The sequence below is a fragment of the Affinundibacterium fentianense genome, assembly GCF_018139545.1.
GTDB lineage: Bacteria > Pseudomonadota > Gammaproteobacteria > Burkholderiales > Burkholderiaceae_D > Undibacterium > Undibacterium fentianense.
The window spans coordinates 568,926-587,236 of record NZ_JAGSPJ010000002.1; the positions used below are offsets into that span (position 1 = coordinate 568,926).

Annotated in this window: 11 protein-coding genes; 7 read left to right on the forward strand and 4 right to left on the reverse strand. The window is 45.3% G+C overall.

Annotation, left to right across the window (positions count from 1 at the left end; all coding sequences use genetic code 11):
• Positions 1 to 31 precede the first annotated feature (31 nt).
• Positions 32 to 1,897: a DUF885 domain-containing protein gene (locus tag KDM90_RS07215; RefSeq protein ID WP_212674896.1), complete on the forward strand. Its 1,866-nt coding sequence runs from the start codon at positions 32 to 34 to the stop codon at positions 1,895 to 1,897.
• 159 nt (positions 1,898 to 2,056) lie between these two features.
• Here the strand turns inward: KDM90_RS07215 and KDM90_RS07220 are convergent, their stop codons facing one another.
• Together KDM90_RS07220 and KDM90_RS07225 are read right to left on the reverse strand one after the other, a co-directional pair.
• The gene (locus KDM90_RS07220) at positions 2,057 to 5,020 is read right to left on the reverse strand and encodes a S9 family peptidase (RefSeq protein ID WP_212674897.1); all 2,964 of its coding nucleotides are present in this window, start codon (positions 5,018 to 5,020) and stop codon (positions 2,057 to 2,059) included.
• Positions 5,021 to 5,138: 118 nt separating this feature from the next.
• Entirely contained in the window at positions 5,139 to 6,083 is a 945-nt protein-coding gene (locus tag KDM90_RS07225) for a type 2 periplasmic-binding domain-containing protein (protein WP_212674898.1), read from the reverse strand.
• Positions 6,084 to 6,390: 307 nt separating this feature from the next.
• On the opposite strand from KDM90_RS07225, the gene KDM90_RS07230 reads away from it, so the two are divergent.
• Positions 6,391 to 6,885 (forward strand): YciI family protein, encoded by a 495-nt coding sequence (locus KDM90_RS07230; RefSeq protein ID WP_212674899.1) that lies wholly within the window; start codon positions 6,391 to 6,393, stop codon positions 6,883 to 6,885.
• A gap of 40 nt (positions 6,886 to 6,925) precedes the next feature.
• Here the strand turns inward: KDM90_RS07230 and arsC are convergent, their stop codons facing one another.
• A complete protein-coding gene (arsC, locus tag KDM90_RS07235) occupies positions 6,926 to 7,351 on the reverse strand; it encodes an arsenate reductase (glutaredoxin) (protein WP_212675049.1) in 426 nt (141 codons plus the stop codon).
• Positions 7,352 to 7,773: 422 nt separating this feature from the next.
• On the opposite strand from arsC, the gene KDM90_RS07240 reads away from it, so the two are divergent.
• The 3 genes from KDM90_RS07240 to add are packed head-to-tail and all read left to right on the forward strand — an operon-like array spanning position 7,774 to position 11,516.
• Complete coding sequence (locus tag KDM90_RS07240; protein ID WP_212674900.1) at positions 7,774 to 9,657, forward strand: ATP-binding protein; 1,884 nt, start codon at positions 7,774 to 7,776, stop codon at positions 9,655 to 9,657.
• A 6-nt stretch (positions 9,658 to 9,663) separates the two neighbouring features.
• Complete coding sequence (locus KDM90_RS07245; RefSeq protein ID WP_212674901.1) at positions 9,664 to 10,452, forward strand: class I SAM-dependent methyltransferase; 789 nt, start codon at positions 9,664 to 9,666, stop codon at positions 10,450 to 10,452.
• Between the two features lie 14 nt (positions 10,453 to 10,466).
• Complete coding sequence (gene add / locus KDM90_RS07250; RefSeq protein ID WP_212674902.1) at positions 10,467 to 11,516, forward strand: adenosine deaminase; 1,050 nt, start codon at positions 10,467 to 10,469, stop codon at positions 11,514 to 11,516.
• Positions 11,517 to 11,590: 74 nt separating this feature from the next.
• Here the strand turns inward: add and KDM90_RS07255 are convergent, their stop codons facing one another.
• Positions 11,591 to 14,101, reverse strand: coding sequence for a TonB-dependent receptor plug domain-containing protein (locus KDM90_RS07255; RefSeq protein ID WP_212674903.1), 2,511 nt, complete (start codon positions 14,099 to 14,101; stop codon positions 11,591 to 11,593).
• Between the two features lie 293 nt (positions 14,102 to 14,394).
• Between KDM90_RS07255 and KDM90_RS07260 the strand changes: the two genes are divergently transcribed.
• Both KDM90_RS07260 and KDM90_RS07265 read left to right on the forward strand, forming a co-directional pair.
• Positions 14,395 to 15,039, forward strand: a complete 645-nt coding sequence (locus KDM90_RS07260; protein ID WP_212674904.1) for a DUF938 domain-containing protein — start codon at positions 14,395 to 14,397, stop codon at positions 15,037 to 15,039.
• A gap of 187 nt (positions 15,040 to 15,226) precedes the next feature.
• Entirely contained in the window at positions 15,227 to 18,301 is a 3,075-nt protein-coding gene (locus KDM90_RS07265; RefSeq protein ID WP_212674905.1) for a diguanylate cyclase, read from the forward strand.
• Positions 18,302 to 18,311: the final 10 nt, after the last annotated feature.

Below are 18,311 nucleotides of genomic sequence, written 5' to 3' on the forward strand. Positions count from 1 at the left end.
TTCAATTGGTAAATTTAATCTGGAGATTCCTATGCCTTATAACAGCAAACCAATTCATCAAAAGTCCAAACAAACGTTCTTCAAGTCAAAATGGTCCACAGGTATTGCGCTTGCGATAAGCATGCTCGGAGTACCCTCTGTCAACGCCCTTACGCCGGGCTCAGGCACTGATCAAACGATGCTTGCCCCATCTTCTACACAATCGAATATCGCAGAAAAAAATTTCAAGGCAATCTATCAACGTGAAGCTGCATTCCGTAATAAAGAATTTCCGGGTCGCCGCGCGGCGGATGATGAAGATGAAATTACGCAGGCCGATTACAGCGATACAGCTGAACGTCGACGACTGAAAGTTTGGCAGAGTTTTTCAGATGAACTCAAACAGATCGATATCAAACAACTCTCCACTGAATCGCAGATTAATTTTAAGATTTTTTCGGACCAAATTCGCAATCGTATAGATGCCACGAAATTGGATGCACATCTATTAACATTTAATTCAGACAGCCAATTCTGGGCAAGCGCAGCAGGCGCAGCAGATGCGACGCGTTGCGTTAATTTGAAAGCATGCGAGCGGTATTTGAAGCAGCTGAGCAGCATTCCCCACACTTTTCAACAAAAGATCGACCTAATGAAGTTAGGTATTGCACGTGGCATGACGATGCCACAAGTCGTATTAACAGGTCGCGACGCCAGTATTGAACGACACATTGTGAGTGACATCAATGAAAGCGTATTTTATCGAGCATTCAAACATTTGCCCAATAACATTCCCTCGCAACAACAGTCCGAAATACAGGGGCGCGCGCGCAAGCTCATTGTCGATAAAATCATTCCAGCTTACCAAAATTTGCTACAGTTTATCCGTAACGAATACATGCCCAAGGCACGCAAGACCATCGCAGCATATGACCTACCTAACGGCAAGGCTTTCTATGCGGCACAGATTTTTGAATACACAACTCTAGAAACTAGCCCTGAAGATATCCATGCAATTGGGCTTTCTGAAGTCACGCGAATTCGCCACGAGATGGAGCAGATCATTCGTGATTTAAAATTTTCTGGAGACTTTAAAGCTTTTCTCCATTTTCTCCGAACAGACCCACAATTTTATGCAAAGACCCCCCATGAATTGCTGGCAGAGGCTTCGTACTGGGCAAAAAAATCTGATGGGCTATTGATCCGCTATTTTGGAAAATTGCCGCGCAAACCCTATGGAATACAAGCGGTCCCAGCAGACATTGCACCCACTTACACCGCAGGTCGCTATGCTGGCAGCGGTGACGCGAATCGTCCGTCAAACTATTGGGTCAATACGTCATTACTTGACCAGCGGCCGATTTGGGCATTGCCAGCTTTGACTTTACACGAAGCGGTTCCCGGCCATCATTTGCAAATTGCACTCGCAGGGGAACAAGCAGAGCAACCCGAGTTTCGACGAAATGCCTATATTTCTGCCTTTGGTGAAGGTTGGGCTTTGTATGCAGAACATCTGGGGGTAGAAATGGGATATTACGAGACACCTTACCACCACTTCGGACGATTAGTATATGAAATGTGGCGAGCGTCGCGTTTAGTCGTTGACACCGGCATGCATGCAAAAGCTTGGTCACGTGATCAAGCATTACAGTTCATGCGCGACAACACAGCACTTTCCGAACATGAGATCACGACCGAAATTGATCGTTACATCTCTTGGCCTGGACAAGCTTTGGCCTATAAACTAGGGGAACTAAAAATTCGAGAAATGCGTGAAAAGACAGCCGCTATTTTGGGCGAAAAATTTGAAATCAAAGCGTTTCACGATAAATTATTAAGCTTAGGGTCTGTACCTTTATCCATTCTTGAAACGGAAATGCTATTGTGGGCGAACACACTGAAATCATCACAAAAATAGTAGGCGATGTCCAACAATGACGCATCCAACTACGTGCGAATGACGCGATCTATCTTATTAATTTAGATTTAATAAATAAAAAAGCCATGTCCTCTCTATCGATAAGAAACATGGCTTTTTTCGGATGTTTTTGCTATGAAAACACTTTCTAAAGAACAATTATTTTTGCTTAATTTCTTCCTTTAAATTTGCACCTTCAACCTTTGTCTCAGCTTTGCTATCGGACTTTACCTCTGGAGCGATGACGAGACTAGCCCTTTCTTTTAAGTGCTCTTCCATTTTCAACCAAGCTACGCCCTGCTTCATCCATTCGGGCGCGGCTTTACCCATTAGGTGATGATCGAAAAATTCTTTCATGCGTTGCATGTAATCTTTTTGATTTGGTTTTTTCACCAATCCGTGATTTTCACCAGGATATTCCAGCATGATGACGTCTTTGCCTGCACGCCGCAGTGTATTAAAGTACTCAACACCTTGCGTGTAATCAACTGCGCCATCGGCATCATTCTGCAACATCAGCAACGGTGTCGTCACATTTTTGGCAAAAAACACTGGGCTATTTCTCACATATGCCTCCCAATGATCATTGTAAGTTCCGAGAAAACGCCCCTGGCTACTTTCAAAAATGGCTTGGTTGGTACTGCCCGAATTCTTATACACCAAACTGTACATGCTGATCATATTCGTTAATGCTGCACCGGCAGACGCGGCCTTAAAAGCATCCGTTTGTGTTACCAAGTAAGCAGTTTGGTAGCCGCCCCAGCTGTGTCCTTGCAGACCGACACGCTTTGCATCAACAATCCCTGTCGCAATTGCCGCCTGCAACGCGGGTAAAACGCTTTCTTTTGCACTCACCCCTGGATCATTCAAACGATAAGTGATATCAGGGTTAAATACTGCGTATCCATGACTCGTGTAATAGGCACGATTGAAACCTCCTCCGCCAACTATCGGCGCGGTGTAACTATTTAAACCTTGGCTCAATTTTTCATAAATATAAACCAGAGTCGGATAAGACTTTCCTTGTTCATAGTTCGCAGGAAGAAATAATGCCCCCTGTAATTTCTTTCCATCTGTCCCGATATAGTCCACTAAGACGGATGCACCTCCCATTGTGTAGTTTTTTTCCTGACTTTGAAGATCGGTAAGCCGACGGGGATTGGACATCTGAGCATTACTCACATACAGGTCGGGCGCGAGATTTGATGTCTCTCTCGACCATACAAGTACTTCTGCTTTTTCAGCTTTCATCAAGCGCCGATAAGCCACCGCATCCCACCCAAGACGCTTCACTTTTCCATTCACATCCATTTGCAAGAGTCCGGCTTTCTTGGTCCATTCGCCATACGCACTAAAATATTGGGGTTTTGACAAATCAATCCCTTTTTCGTTGGGGTCAAGAACAAATCGACGTTGATATCTCACTTGTTCACGCTTCCCGTCTTCGGTGATTGCAATTGCTTTTCCTCCGTCAACTGGCATCTTCCAGATATCCCAACCATCGCTCAATAAAACATAACGGCTATCGGTGCTCCAACCGAATGGCGAAACAGGAGGTTTCACCAAATTGTGATCATCTTCAAGATTCACGAAACTCGTATTCAAACCTTCAGTTAAATTGCGTTGCTTTCCGGTTTCCATTTCAATGCTGAAGAAATGACCGTCTTCGTAATGCAGATAGTGGCGACCATCATTCGCCAACGCAAATGTCCAGTTGGCACGCTTCTTCAAAAGGCGACGCTCTCCAGTCTTTAAACTTACCGCATAAACGTCGCTGAAACGACGCCCATCCATACTAGCTTGGCGTTGATATTCGCTATCGTCTTGTGCTAAGGCCCAATTTCCCATCAACGGAAACGAAACTGAATTCAATTTTTCGTCCCCAATGCGAACAAACTGATTTTCAGCCAAACGATAGACCGCTGCAGACGATCGTTTCTTATCACTTTCCTGTTGAACTTTTTGTTGAGTGGGCAATCGCTTGTCTTGATGATGCCACAACACCAAGTTCACTTTTTCCTCAACTTCATTCTCTTTCTTTTCATCTTTCTGCTTCTTCTTGACATCTTTAATGCCAAAAGAAATCCAAGAAAAATCTTGACTCCAACGCGGTTGCGCGTCCACTGATACCGTCATATCGAGAGGAAAACCCTTGAGATTTGCTGGGTCTATCAAGGTTTTAGTGAATTGATCCTTTCCATTTAAACGAAACCCAAGAACACTCCACAATTTGTCGGCATAAAGTTTATCTTCGACCCCTTTTAGAACTGTCAAAGCAGTTCCTTTTTCATTCCACAGCAATTTTTCATAGACTACGTCGCCATCGTCAAGAACTTGACTGATGCCACTATCAAGAGCGTGAACCACTAAGCCATTTCCGCTTCTATCATTCGCGTCTATCAAATATGCGAGATATTTTCCTTGATCACTAAATTCAAATTCCGAAACATTACCGACATTCAGCGAGCTACCTGATTGAAGATTTTTCAAAATGAGATCTGCGCCCTTTACTTTACTGCTCGTGGACGACGAAGGATTCGTCGTTGAATTTGCTGGCACTGCACTCGATGGCGCTCCCGCAACCGATGCATCTTGCGCGAACTTGTGTATTGCTAACCAACCACCACGATCATTTGCGAAGGCAAACTTTCGAACTTTTTCTATTGTCGTGGACTTCCCATTGCGCAAGTCAACCAAGGTCATTTTCGTTTGAACAGGCTTCTTTGCCTTCTTAGCCGCATCTTGTTCTTTCTTACTCAAATGACTAGTGAAACCCACCCATGTACCATCAGCTGAAAACTCAATTGGCCCTGCACCTTGACCTGTCGAAAAAGAATATTCCTGCGTTCCATTTAACGATTTAACGACAACATTTCCGTCGCCCTCCGATTCGGCCAAACGCCATGCCGCCCATTGTCCATTTGGTGAGACAACAGCGGTACCAATACTTTTCCAACTGGCCATATCAGCGATTTCTATGGGGCGAGCTTTCATTTGCACAGCACTGCTGGCGACGGCCAAGTTTGTATTTGACTTCTCGACTTCCTTCACGCTGGTTTGTGCCACGACATTTGCACTAGCCAATAACAGCCCGATACTTAAAATTGGGGGAACACAATGCATTGCACACTCCATGGACAATTTAGAAAAAAAAGGGGAATTGAATAAGCAATCGCTTGAACCGTTAGAAGGCTAAAGCACCGATAAGTTCCTTAGTCTAACCGGCGATGACTAATTCACCTCAATCACGACGCCGCATACCAACTTTGACCACGTCTGCCGGGTAATGTTGGAGATAGGCTTTCCAAATTGCATCGGTGGTTGCCAAGCGCTCAATTTGAGATTTCAAAAAATTTTGCTCAGAGCTCTTGAGAGAGGTCTTCGAAACGTAGATGCCACTTTCTATCCAGTCCAACTCAGTGACAGTCTCATACCGAACTTTTCCAGCCATTCCTTCAAGACGTTGCTCGGTTTGTACCATCCCGTAAAAAAGAGTGGGCGTCATAATTGTGACGTAGTGGGGATTCCCTCGCATGAGTCTTGCAACCGAGACCGAATCCGTTTCAACAATCAATCGTTTCTGCAGATGCATCGCCTCAACAATCGATCTATACTCAGGACCATAGTCATAGGCACGAACGACAACAAGTTTAAGTTCTTTGCGTTGAAGAAGATCACGAAATCGGTGGATCGGCGCTTGCCCAGACTCAACCGAAATGAGCGTGGGTCTCAATTTAATGAATGGAATAAAGTCCCCGATTTTTTGCCGGCGATCGGTTTTTACCGTGGCGATCAGCAAGTCTGCTTCGCCACGTTCGAACATAATTTCCTGGCGATTCTTAGGTACATGAATGTACGTAAATCGACAATTTGATTTTTGCTCTATCAAGCTCAGGAAATCGGGAATCATCCCAGAGAATTGATGGTCGCGATACATCACGATGTAACCTGAAATTGCAACTGGTACTTGTATAGGTCGGGAGCAATTCGCGAACACATCGGATATCGCGCTGGTCCACAGCAAAAGCAATATCAACGCATGCTTGTATGGTACAAACGAGATGAGCTTGCATGCTGAACACTTCACTTTGATCATTCCAGTCTCAAACACAGTGGTCAATTGGTGAAAACGCACAATCAATAGGCGTGTTTCGCGATTGAACACCCCTACTTCGTCGCTTCTCATCGAAGCGCAAACCAGCGCACACATTGTGCGCCCAAACTTTCTAGACTGCTCAATCATCCATTTAAACATGCAATAAAATTTATACACGGAGCGAAAAATGTTATGTGAAAACGACAAATTACAAAATAAGCTATGCAAATACATACAAAAGGAACAGGCGTGTCAGACTCTCAGGCATATCGCAAGATACAAGCTGGTATGCTTTCGAATGACTTTCCTGAGCTTGAAAGCGTCAATGAATCTCATTACGCCAATTTTTGGGCGCAGCCAATTTTGCATTCACCCATTCCTATAAAAGGAGAATTTCATGTCGACCACTCGCACTTTCTTTGGAATCCGATTAGCGACCGTATTTTTTTCAATCTGGATTTACAGTACATTTAGCTTCGCGCAAAATCCCACAGCGACAGTCAATCCCAAATATGATGCTGAAACCGCTAAGAGCTTAGGTGCTGATCAGCGTGGTATGCGCCATTATGTTTTGGTTATTTTGAAGACTGGACCGAACAAGAACCCAGCAGGCAAAGAGCGAGACGACATGTTTGCCGGACATTTTGCAAACATGAAGCGCTTGGCAGCAGCTGGAAAGTTGGCGTTAGCGGGCCCTTTTGATGGCGCTGAAGGTTGGCGTGGACTATTTATTTTCGCAGTTAAGGACATTGAGGAAGCGCGGCTGCTTACCGCCACCGACCCAGTCATCACGAAAGGAGAGATGGTTGCCGAATACCATCCTTGGTATGGCTCAGCTGCTGTAATGGAAGTGGGGCGAATTCATGAAACACTCACGGCCATCAATCCTTGAACTATCACAAAGCAGCTGACCTGAGCGATTTTATTGCTTATTATCGAACGCGTTCACCATGCTCATTAATCACGATCTCACCGTCTTCTTTTTGAAAGGCGGTTAATTGACGCGTCGGTAGAATATCGAGTACTAGTTCACAAGGGCGACAAACCTTCGCGCCCATAGAAGTGACAACGATAGGCCGATTCAATAAAATGGGATGGACAGCTAAGTGATCTAGCAAAGCATCGTCATCCCACTTCGGGTCATCTAGTTGCAGTTCCATGTACACCGCTTCCTTCTGCCGCATCATCTCGCGAACGGGCACATTCAGTGTTGATACCAAGTTCTGTAGTTCACTCTTAGTTAATGGCCGTTGTAGATATTCTATGACTTGTGGTTCCACACCGGTGTGCCGTATCAAAGCCAATGTATTGCGGGAGGTTCCGCAACGGGGGTTATGATAAATCGTGATATGCATTATTCAATTCTTTATAATTAACTACAACGATGGAATGAACTCGCGCTATTTGCGCGCGAGCACATTATACGATTGCGTGCCCTGACGTTGATAGTCAATTGCAATTCAATTTGTACGATGCAATTGGGGTTCGATCGGCGTCCGACAATTTAAGCATCGAAGTAAGTGCAAACTGAATAAAAAAACTCCAATCGTCTATCCGTAATCGTGATGCTCAGTTTATTTGATGTATGCATCAATCAAAAAACTCCATCCAAGCAAAGTGTAATTATGATGCTCTCGAAGTAGATTAAAGTTATCATAGCGAATGCAACAAAATGAAATTGTAACCAAGCCCAAAGACTGCTCAAATAGTTGTATAGGATTTCATCCAGAACGCGCCTCCTCGGTTTCAGACAACATCACAATATCGATCATTGGTTCCTATGACACATGTAACAAATCAAGCCTTGCCCCTCCTTCAATTTGCCGCAGGACTGCATTCATACCCCGGTTTTGCGTACGGACATAAGCAAGCTTCTATCTCGAGCGTGTTGAAAATCAATAAATCAATCAACATTGCAATACCATCGAGACTTGAACAACTCAATCAACAAATCGCAGAAAATCTAAAGGCGCCGGTGCCTGAATTAAATTCGTCAGACGATGACAACATCATGCACAGCATCTGGCATTGGGTTCAAACCATACAGATCGCCGCAGAACATCCTGTATGGGGAAGACCCTACACCGAACGTTCCAATAAAAATATTGAACCCGTTTTCCTTTTTAGTTTTCCTTGCTTCCACCATGAATCGTGCACGGCAACACTGAAACTAGTCATCAACACATTTAATCTCGCGTTCTCTACATTAGAGATCTCGCCTGATTTTTATGAGCACCATTTTCTGACGAAGGCACTGGAGCTAATTGAGCAAATCAAGCGATATCACCTCAAGGGTTTCAATCCGATTCATTTTTTGACCGCAGCATTCGAATTGAATACTCCGGTGATTTTCCTCTACCGAAATGTTATGCAATTTGGTCAGGGAATCAATGCGAGAGTGATGAATAGCTCGTTTAGCGAGAAGACACCCGTTGTCGGTGTGCAGCTGGCCCGCGACAAACTCGCTTGTTCACATTTGCTGCGTATGGCCGGTTTGCCAGTCGCGGAGCACGTTATGGTGCGCACACTTGACTCTGCACTTTTAGCGGCCGCGCAACTCGGTTTTCCTGTGGTTGTAAAACCAGCAGACTCAGATGGCGGTCGCGGTGTTTCAGCGCATTTACGCGACGAACTCGCTGTAAAAGACGCCTATGGAAAGGCATTAGAGTTTTCGAATAATATTTTGGTCGAAAAACATATCTTCGGTAAAGACTATCGAGTCCATGTTGTACACGGAAAAGTGCAAACAGTCCTCGAGCGCGAGCCAGGTGGTGTTCGTGGTGATGGCCTATCCACTGTCCGTCAATTGATCGAAAAACAGAATGATGAAAGAAAGCACGCGACCGACGACAGACGTTATTTGCATCCGATTCATATTGACCATGAAGTTGACACGATGCTTGCAGAAATTGGCTTAAATCAGCAAAGTATTCCGAGCAAAGACCAATTTATTCGCCTGCGCGCAGCGTCAAATGTTGCTAGTGGGGGAATACCCGTCATTGTCGATAAAATCAAAATGCATCCAGACAATTGCGCTTTGGTCGAACGAGCCACCGATATTCTTCGTCTTGATATTGCCGGTGTCGATTTACTTATTCCTGATATCAGCGTTTCTTGGCTGACCTCTGGTGCTGCAATCTGTGAAGTGAATGCACAACCACAAATGCATACAACAATGCACAAACCGACATTGCAGGCTTTGCTTGGTGAAAGAAATGGGCGAATTCCATGCTTTATTTATTTATCCAGTGCGCCTAACAAAAAAACTATCCAAGAGATTGTCGACGCAATGCGACCCTTTGGGACAGGTATTGGCGTCGCAACCCAAGATACTGGGACACTCGATGAGCTCTGTCTACTGAAAGGCCATAACTCGGTATTTGAACACGCTCGAGGACTACTAATCGACCCACATTTGCGTGCTCTTCTTATTGTCGTCGATGAACGTGATTCTGGTATTTTAAAATCAGGCTGGCCAATCGATATGTGCGACTACCTTTTTATCGACCATTCTGAGCCAAGTCTCAACCGTAAGAAATATTTATCATTTACAAATGGAATTGAAGTACGACAAAAGCTGGAACTGACAAATGAGCATGCGAACCCTATCAAACAAAGCGTTATGCAAGCAATGTCCAATACACTAACTGCTGGGCACGCTTAATTTCTTATGACGACAGCGACACACAATACCCAATTATGGAACCAAAATGCCGACGCATGGAGCGAAGGCATTGCATCTGCAAAAGACCAAATTAACGAAAGTTTCGGAATCCCGTATTTTCTTGGCTTGCTCGGTGATATTCACGGATTACAGGTACTCGATGCGGGTTGCGGAGAGGGACGAAGCACTCGACATCTCGCTCGTCGAGGCGGCCTGATGACCGGCATTGATATTGCAGAATCCATGATCGCCAATGCAAAGAAAAAGGCCGTCGATTCCGCGATTAAAGACACCGCACCAATCAATTATTTTGTCGATTCCTGCCAACAAATAAAAAGTGCGGAAGACAAGCAGTATGATCTTGTTACTTCCTATATGGCACTGATGGATACCCCTGATTTACCGCAGGTTTTAGCAGAGTTTTTTCGGGTACTTAAGCCTGGAGGAAAACTAGCGGTGATGGTTAGACACCCTTGTTTTTTCACACCTGGAATGAAAATTCTCAACAATCAAAATGCGCAAAGAGTTGCACTTACCGTTAGCAATTATTTTTTACGGCAAGCATATGTCGAAAAATGGTCGTTCTCCGAACAGGATGGAAACGCTTTTCAAGTGACGCGCTATCCTTATACGATCAGCGACTATCTACAAAATTTACTGAAAGTCGGCTTCCAATTGAGCCAAGTTGTCGAGCCAAGGCCAACAGCACCGATGGTTAATCAAGAACCTCGCCTTCAGTTTTGGCAGCAACATGCAGCACTTTATTTATTTTTCTCTGCGACTAAGCCGACGTAAGTGGGACGAATACGATGCACGCCCATCCCCCCCTTGATACCCAACTGCATGAGCGCATTCGTCAATTGGCAAAAGTTGAATTGCACTTACATCTTGAGGGTAGTATTTCACCAGAAACCTTATTAGATTTAGCGAAGAAGCATCAATTTACGATACCTGCAAAGTTCGCGACACCAGACCTCGTTCGTTCGCACTATAGCCGCTACAAAGATTTCCGTGACTTTGTGAACATCTTCATCTTAGGTGTGAACTGCCTCAAAACACCAGAGGATTTTTATTTGGTGATGAAACAACTGGGGGCCCGTCTCGCCAGCCAGAATGTTCTTTATGCTGAGGTCACTTGGACGCCACAATTCTATTTACTCAGACCGTGTGGCCTTGACTCGATCTTGCGTGTATTAAATCAAGCCCGCAGAGAAATCGAAACGGAATTGGGCATACGAGTTCGTTGGATTCCCGATTTGATTCGTAATTTTCCGAAACCCGCCCCCAAAGTAACGCAGTGGTTGATACAGCAGATGCGTCGTGGCGACAGCGGTATCGTCGCGCTTGGCTTAGGCGGTCCTGAGTATGCACACCCAGCGAGCAATTTTGAATTAATATTCCAAGCCGCACGAGAATGTGGACTACCAGCAAATCCACATGCGGGTGAAAATGATGGCCCAATCAGTGTTCGTAACACTTTGCATTGCCTTCAACCACGTCGAATTGGACACGGCGTCCGCGCAAGCGAAGATCCCGAGTTGATGGCATTACTTCGCACACAAAGAACTCATTTGGAAGTTTGCTTGAGTAGCAATATTCAATTAGGTATCTACGCTGATTTCGAACAGCATCCACTCAGGACTTTGCTCGATGCAGGCTGCGAATTGAGTTTACATACTGACGACCCAGTGTTGTTTCAGACCAGCCTCAATCAAGAATACCAATATGCTTTGGAATACTGTGGCATGCATTGGAATGAATTACTTCAATCGATCAATGCGGCCTTGAATGCGAGCTATCTTGATGAGTCAACAAAACGCATTCTACAAAAAGAACTTTCACGCAATTCAATGGTATGAGCACCCACTCAATCAAAAAAAACGGCGCCTCTTCGGCGCCGTTTTCATGAGAAACATCGACTAGACCTTGGAAACTAGAGACTATAGCTCATACGTGCATATACAAACCGACCGGAACGTCCAAATGGTGAGTAATTAGAAAATGTCGTCGCACCTGTTGTGTTCAACGCAGGTAAACGAGGGTCACTATAGACATCAAATAGATTGTCCGCTCCGACAGCCAACTTCAATTTCGGAGAAAAATGGTAACGGAACTCAAAGTCAACCAAAGTTTTGGGTGATAGCACTTGGTCCAATGCAGCCGTTGTACCAGGGTCTAAAACTTCACCATAGCGGGTCGCACGAAGTGTTGCACCAAAATCGCTTAATTTCCAGTCCACGCTGGCGTTAAGCTTATTACGCGGTTGCCCTTTTTCAAAAACCAACACATTAATACGATCAAACAAAATCGGTGCTGGACTCAACGCAGCCAATTGTGCTGTCTGCGGCACTTTGGTCACTTCAGTCTTGGTAAAATTCCCTGCAACAGTAAAATCAAATCGCCCTGATGACTCCGTCAATAATGGCCAATTCGATACGATATCCAGTCCCTTCGTTGTCGTATCAACCCCGTTAATAAAGAAGCGTCCGCCACCTATTCCGATAAAGCCTTGCGCAGTCAAATAATTCCGCACGTTTGCCGCAGTCAAATTTTCAGACAACACGATACGATTACTTAATTTGATCTGATAGGCATCAACTGTGATACCCAATTTTCCGAAGCTGAATACAGCTCCCAAGGATTGATTAAATGATTTTTCTGCATCCAGTGGCTTCGCGCCCAACGCTACTGCCGCAGGGTCAGTTGGCTTAAATGTCGTTATTTCAAACGGTACACCGTTGATGAAATTCGTTGCTGTTGAAGTAAAGTACTGTTGCTGTGGGGATGGCGCTCGGAAGCCATTCTGCAAAGACCCTCGAATCCCAAATTGCTTACTAAAATCATAGCGAGTTGCAAACTTGCCCGTCACGTTACTGCCAAAATCCGAGTAACGTTCAGCACGCAACGCGGCCGATGCTTGCCATTCTTTGCTTAGATTCGTTTCGACATCAAGATAGGCGCCGATTGCGCTACGGCTATTGTCGGATGCGTTCGCTGGCGTAAAGCCAGGAAATACTTGCGCACCAGGCGCAGTGGGTGAACCATTCGCCAGTTTTTCGCCGCCAAAGCGATACGAATCGGCTTCGCCCGCAAACAAACTGTACCCTTCACGACGAGCCTCAAATCCAGTTGCGAAGCTGATCGGGGATGAAAATTCTGGCAAACTAAATGAACGCACCGCCGACAAATTAAATACTAATTGATCGTACGAAAAACCACCTGCGTAAAATTGCTTCTTGCTATTTGGACCGATGGAACGATTCAGGGTGTCTTTAATCGTGAACTGCATCTTATTTTTGCCGTAACCCAAAGACGCATCCATATCCCAATTACCGGCCAACCAACTCACGCCAGCGGTCGCACTAAAATCATCGACCTGTGGTGCTATTTTGGGTAAAAAACCATCAGGGTAAACAGCAAGTATATTTTGATCCTGTAATGGTCGCCGGAAAAAACCAGCCGACAAGGCATCACGTCGTTGGTAACTAGACCAACCATAAATTTTTGTCCCGCCTTCTAATGTCTGACCGGCATTCACGAACACCGTCGACTGTTTCAGTTCTGGTTCGCCATACCATGCATCGAAACGATTGAAAGTCTTCTCACGTGGGTCAAATGCACCGGAAACCAATGGGTATTGCTGGCGAAAATCCCATCCACCCCGTTCGGTATGCTCTTGATCTTTTAACTCGGCAGCAATCGTGACATAGCCAGTTTCACCAAACGATAATCCCTTCCAAATACTCAGTGTTCCAGTTCCGCCGTCATGGCGCTCGCGGGATGTACCGGGAGCGGACCATGTCGCACCTGCAGGCGTCGCTGAAGTCAAGTAATCATATTCGGTTATACGCTGACCGTAGCTTGCTGTCACTTCGCCGCCATCACGATCTTCACGCAAGCGTAGATTAATTACTCCAGAGAGAGCATCTGAGCCATATTGTGCCGATGCTCCATCACGCAGGACTTCAATGTTCTTCACGATCGCGCTAGGAATCGTATTTAAATCCACCGCCGCGGCACCACGCCCCACGGTACCATTCACGTTAACTAAAGAAGATGCATGGCGGCGTTTCGAATTCACCAATACCAAAGTTTGATCCGGTCCTAAACCACGCAAAGTCGCCGGCCGTATCGTATCTGTTCCATCGGTGAGTCCGGGACGCGGGAAATTTAGAGAAGGCAAAGCCACAGACAAGGCCTGATTGATTTCACTCACACCTAAGTTTTGTAAAGATTCCGCAGAAATCACATCGACAGGTGCCGTTGTATTTGTCGCAGAGCGATTTTGCATCCTAGTTCCCGTTACAATCACGGACGCCGGCTTATCGTCTTGTGATTGTATTGAACTGGTGACCGCATTAGTTTGCGCAAAACTCCAACTTGAACAGAATGTCGACGCAATTGCCAACACGAGAGTTGACCGCTTTAATTTAGAATGCTGCATTGAAAACCTCCAGACATAAAATGACACCAAGTGCAAAAAAAGAAATGGGGGATGCAGACGACACAATGTGAGAACATCATGACAGCAAGAAATTTTCAAGTCAATTTAAGCCCACTGAGATACAACAGATAGTCCTAAACACAAAACTTTCCTTGAATAGCCGTATCGCTCCAATGAAAAACCCATCGTCAACTCAGGGTTTCAAACAAATTATCAAAACGACTTAGAAAACGAAGAACTGTCATTTAACCAATCGTTTTCTGAATAGACCAAACCGTCAAACACAACGCACCATGAACATCGACGTCAAACAATATTCTCCCGCCTGCGAGCGCAACCAAGATCCCATCTTGGCGCAACTAAAACACTATTTAAACAGCGCCATGCATGTTTTGGAAATCGGCAGCGGAACGGGACAACATGCTGTCTACTTCAGCCAACATCTGCCACATTTAATGTGGCATCCAAGTGACAGATGTGAAAACCATCCTAGTATTCGTGCATGGATTGCTAGTTCAACTAATAACAATATCGCGCAACCTATCGCATTGGATGTCGCCCATGATCCATGGCCTACGTTCAAATTCGATGCCATTTTTACTGCCAATACCTGCCACATCATGCGTTGGGAAGAAGTCTGCATAATGTTGAAAAAGGCAGCATCAGTGCTTAAAACCAAGGGCCACATGTTGATTTACGGGCCGTTTAATTACGACGGTCAATTTACCAGCCCAAGCAACAAAGATTTTGATGCTGCATTACGCCTACAAGCGCCCCATCGCGGTATCAGGGACATACAGGACATTGTGCAGATTACCAATACATTCGGTTTCGATTTACTGAACGATATCGCCATGCCTGCGAATAATCGCTTACTGGTATTCTCACTCCTAGAAAACACCAATGACAGTAATCATAGCCCGAGAAACGACGAATGAAATAAGTCTCTTCTTAGTTTGTGCAGTACTTGTTAAAAATGGTTAAAGAAAGGAATGACGCCAAGCTCCGGTGCTAGAGTAGCGCGATTAAGCTCAGCCAATAATTCGTTCGTCTATCGAAATCGCGCACCTGATGAGAATTTTCCAATCTGTTTTTACCACTTTTGTATTTCTCTTCCTGTGTCTAATGAGCGGAAATACCAATGCGGAAAAAATCGACACAAAGCATCAGAACCCATATCTCGCCGAGCGCCTTCATAACTTCGAAAATGGTACGCCACTACTGCGCCATTTCAGTCCACAAGAATACAAAGCGCAGGGACAAAACTGGGCAATTGTTCAAGATCAACGCGGCATGATTTATGTCGGCAATAACGATGGTGTTCTCGAGTACGACGGCGAACGTTGGCGCTTAATTCGCGTTGCCAATCAAACTACTGTTCGTTCGCTAACAGTCGATCAGAGTGGGAATATATTTGTCGGCGCTGTGGGTGAAATTGGCTATTTAAAGCCCGATGCATCGGGGCGCATGCAATATGTTTCATTGCTAGAAAAACTTGCCCCAGACGACCGACAATTTTCCGATGTATGGCGTTGCTTTGCGACCGAGCAGGGCATTTTCTTTTCATCCTATCAGCGTTTGATCCGAATCCATGGTGAGCAAGTCGAGGTCTGGAAACCCAAAGTCAGTTTTCAATTAAGTTTTTGGGTCGATCAACAACTATTCATTCGCGATGCAGAAGTTGGACTCATGCGCTTAGAGGGTAAAGAGCTGAAACTAATAACAGGTGGTGAACGCTTCGCCTTTGAACGGATCTATACAATTTTGCCATGGAGTCGAGATGAAATCAGTGGCAAAAACCAAATATTAATAGGAACCCGCCAACTCGGCTTTCAATTATTTGACGGAGACCAATATAGCAAGTGGCCCACCGAAATCGACAAAGAGCTGCAAGCAAATTTACTCTATAGCGCAGCACAATTATCTGATGGTCATCTCGCGTTTGGTACCATCCAAGGTGGATTGTATATTATCGACAGACAGGGACATCTACTCACCCATTTAGATAAAACAAATGGCTTACCAGACCAAGCGGTTTATGGCTTGAAAGTCGATCAAGCAAAAGGCTTATGGGTCGCACTTGATCGAGGCTTATTGCGAATTGAAGTAAGTAGCCCACTCACCAAATTCAATGAGACCAATGGCTTAGTCGGTTCCACACTGTCCGTGCACCGACATCAAGGCAGAATCTATGCTTCGACCACACAAGGCTTATATCAGTTAAAGCCGGGACCAGACGCGCGATTTGAACGAGTCCCAGGCGTCGATGGTCCCACTTGGAGTTTCTTATCGATCGGAGACACACTACTGATAGCCAACTATCAAGGCGTCTACGAAATTCAAACTCATCGGGTCAATCGTGTCCTGAGCGCAGATGCAGCCTTTTCTTTAGCACAATCGAAAAAGTACCCCGACTTCATCTTGGTTGGATTGCGCAGCGGCTTAGCAATTCTTCATTACAAAGATGGGCATTGGCAAAATGCCGGCAGCGTGCCCGGAATAAAAGATGAGATTCGAACAATTCAAGAAGATACGGATGGTCGAATCTGGGTGGGAACGAATGCCAGTGGCATTTTAAGAATCTCTCAAGACAAGCTGTTCTCAATTAACAAGCAGCCACAGGTTGAGCGTTTTGGTGTCAGCCATGGGCTCCCTAATCCCAACAAGAATTGGGTCTATTGGATTCAAGACAAAATCCGTTTTGCGACGGCAAAAGGCGTCATGCTCTTCGATGAAAAAACGGGCCGCTTTATGGTTGATCCATTATTTGAAAAACTCTTTAGTGAACCTCGGCCCGTATTCAGTCTGTATGAAGATAAACAACGCGGCATTTGGATGTTTTCACAGCATCAAACGACGGGATCTGAAGAAGTCGGTATCGCGAAATTGCAAGCTAATGGAAGACTAGAGTGGGACTCGAAAGCACTGAGCGCCCTCTTTGGTGAACGCGCAGAGGGAATGATGCGCATTCTCAGTGATCAAAATGGCGTCATCTGGCTTGGAGGTAGCAAGGGATTGTTTCACTACGACCCCCAAATTCAACAAGACTACCAATATCCGTTTGCTGCGATGATACGCAATGTCAGTAAAGGCGATACAACAATTTTTGGTGGTGAAGGTCAGATTCAAAAACCAGCTCTTGCTTATCAAGACAATCGACTCCGTTTTGACTACGCCGCACCGAATTTCAATTCACAAAAAATGAGTCAATTTCAAGTTTTCCTTGAAGGAAACGATGAGGGTTGGTCGGACTGGACAAGCGAGAGCTACCGAGACTACAGCAATCTCTACGAAGGCAACTATCAGTTCCGCGTCAGGGCTAAAAACCACTATGGCACGATCAGTCAAGAAGCCGTTTTTGCATTTTCAATTCAGCCACCTTGGTATCGAACTATTTGGGCATATTTGTTTTACGCTGCCTGTGGTGGCTTCATTCTTTTCATCGCAGTTCACTGGCGTTTAGCGCGCCTGCGTCGCCAAAAATTACAGCTTGAGCAATTAATTACAGAACGAACGGCAGAACTCCAACACGCTTATGCAGAAATCGAAAAAATCAGCCTGACCGATCCTCTCACTGGTTTAGGAAATCGACGCTTCTTTACCCAGCAAATTGAGCAATTGGAAGTCCATCCCTTGCAGGATGAACGCCGCCAAGCGAACGCAAGCCGCCTTGCCTTCGTGATGTTGGACATCGATTACTTCAAACAAGTTAACGACCGTTTCGGACATGCGGCAGGCGACACAATCTTAACTGGATTTGCCGAGATACTTCGGCAGCATTGCCGAAAAGATGATTTGGCGATTCGTTGGGGGGGTGAAGAATTCTTATTATGCGCAAAAATCAGTGATGAAATGGAGGCACTGCTTTGGGCAAGTCGATTAAGAAAAGCAATCAGTGCTGCACCATTCAATCTCAGAGATGGGATGCAGCTCAGCTGTACTTGCTCCATTGGGATTGCATGCTTCCCATTTCAACTCGACGCACCCGATGCCTTGAACAAGGAAGATATTATCGGCTTAGCCGATATGGCACTCTATCTCGCCAAACAACAAGGACGGAATCGCTGTATCGAACTCTATCCAAACAAACAGGTCATACAACACTTACAGGATCACATCCCGCTCGACTTCGCAGCACTACTCAATTCCGGCATGTTACTCACGCGCTCGGATCTCGATATGATACCTCCTGCTGAATAAGCTCACCATC

Bases quoted from the DNA above. Each gene is read 5' to 3' on its own strand.
- KDM90_RS07260 (WP_212674904.1), top strand. From the start codon at position 14,395: ATGAACATCGACGTCAAACAATATTCTCCCGCCTGCGAGCGCAACCAA.
- KDM90_RS07240 (WP_212674900.1), top strand. From the start codon at position 7,774: ATGACACATGTAACAAATCAAGCCTTGCCCCTCCTTCAATTTGCCGCA.
- KDM90_RS07245 (WP_212674901.1), top strand. From the start codon at position 9,664: ATGACGACAGCGACACACAATACCCAATTATGGAACCAAAATGCCGAC.
- KDM90_RS07215 (WP_212674896.1), top strand. From the start codon at position 32: ATGCCTTATAACAGCAAACCAATTCATCAAAAGTCCAAACAAACGTTC.
- KDM90_RS07225 (WP_212674898.1), bottom strand. From the start codon at position 6,083: ATGAGAAGCGACGAAGTAGGGGTGTTCAATCGCGAAACACGCCTATTG.
- KDM90_RS07265 (WP_212674905.1), top strand. From the start codon at position 15,227: ATGAGCGGAAATACCAATGCGGAAAAAATCGACACAAAGCATCAGAAC.
- KDM90_RS07220 (WP_212674897.1), bottom strand. From the start codon at position 5,020: ATGCATTGTGTTCCCCCAATTTTAAGTATCGGGCTGTTATTGGCTAGT.
- add (WP_212674902.1), top strand. From the start codon at position 10,467: ATGCACGCCCATCCCCCCCTTGATACCCAACTGCATGAGCGCATTCGT.
- KDM90_RS07255 (WP_212674903.1), bottom strand. From the start codon at position 14,101: ATGCAGCATTCTAAATTAAAGCGGTCAACTCTCGTGTTGGCAATTGCG.
- KDM90_RS07230 (WP_212674899.1), top strand. From the start codon at position 6,391: ATGTCGACCACTCGCACTTTCTTTGGAATCCGATTAGCGACCGTATTT.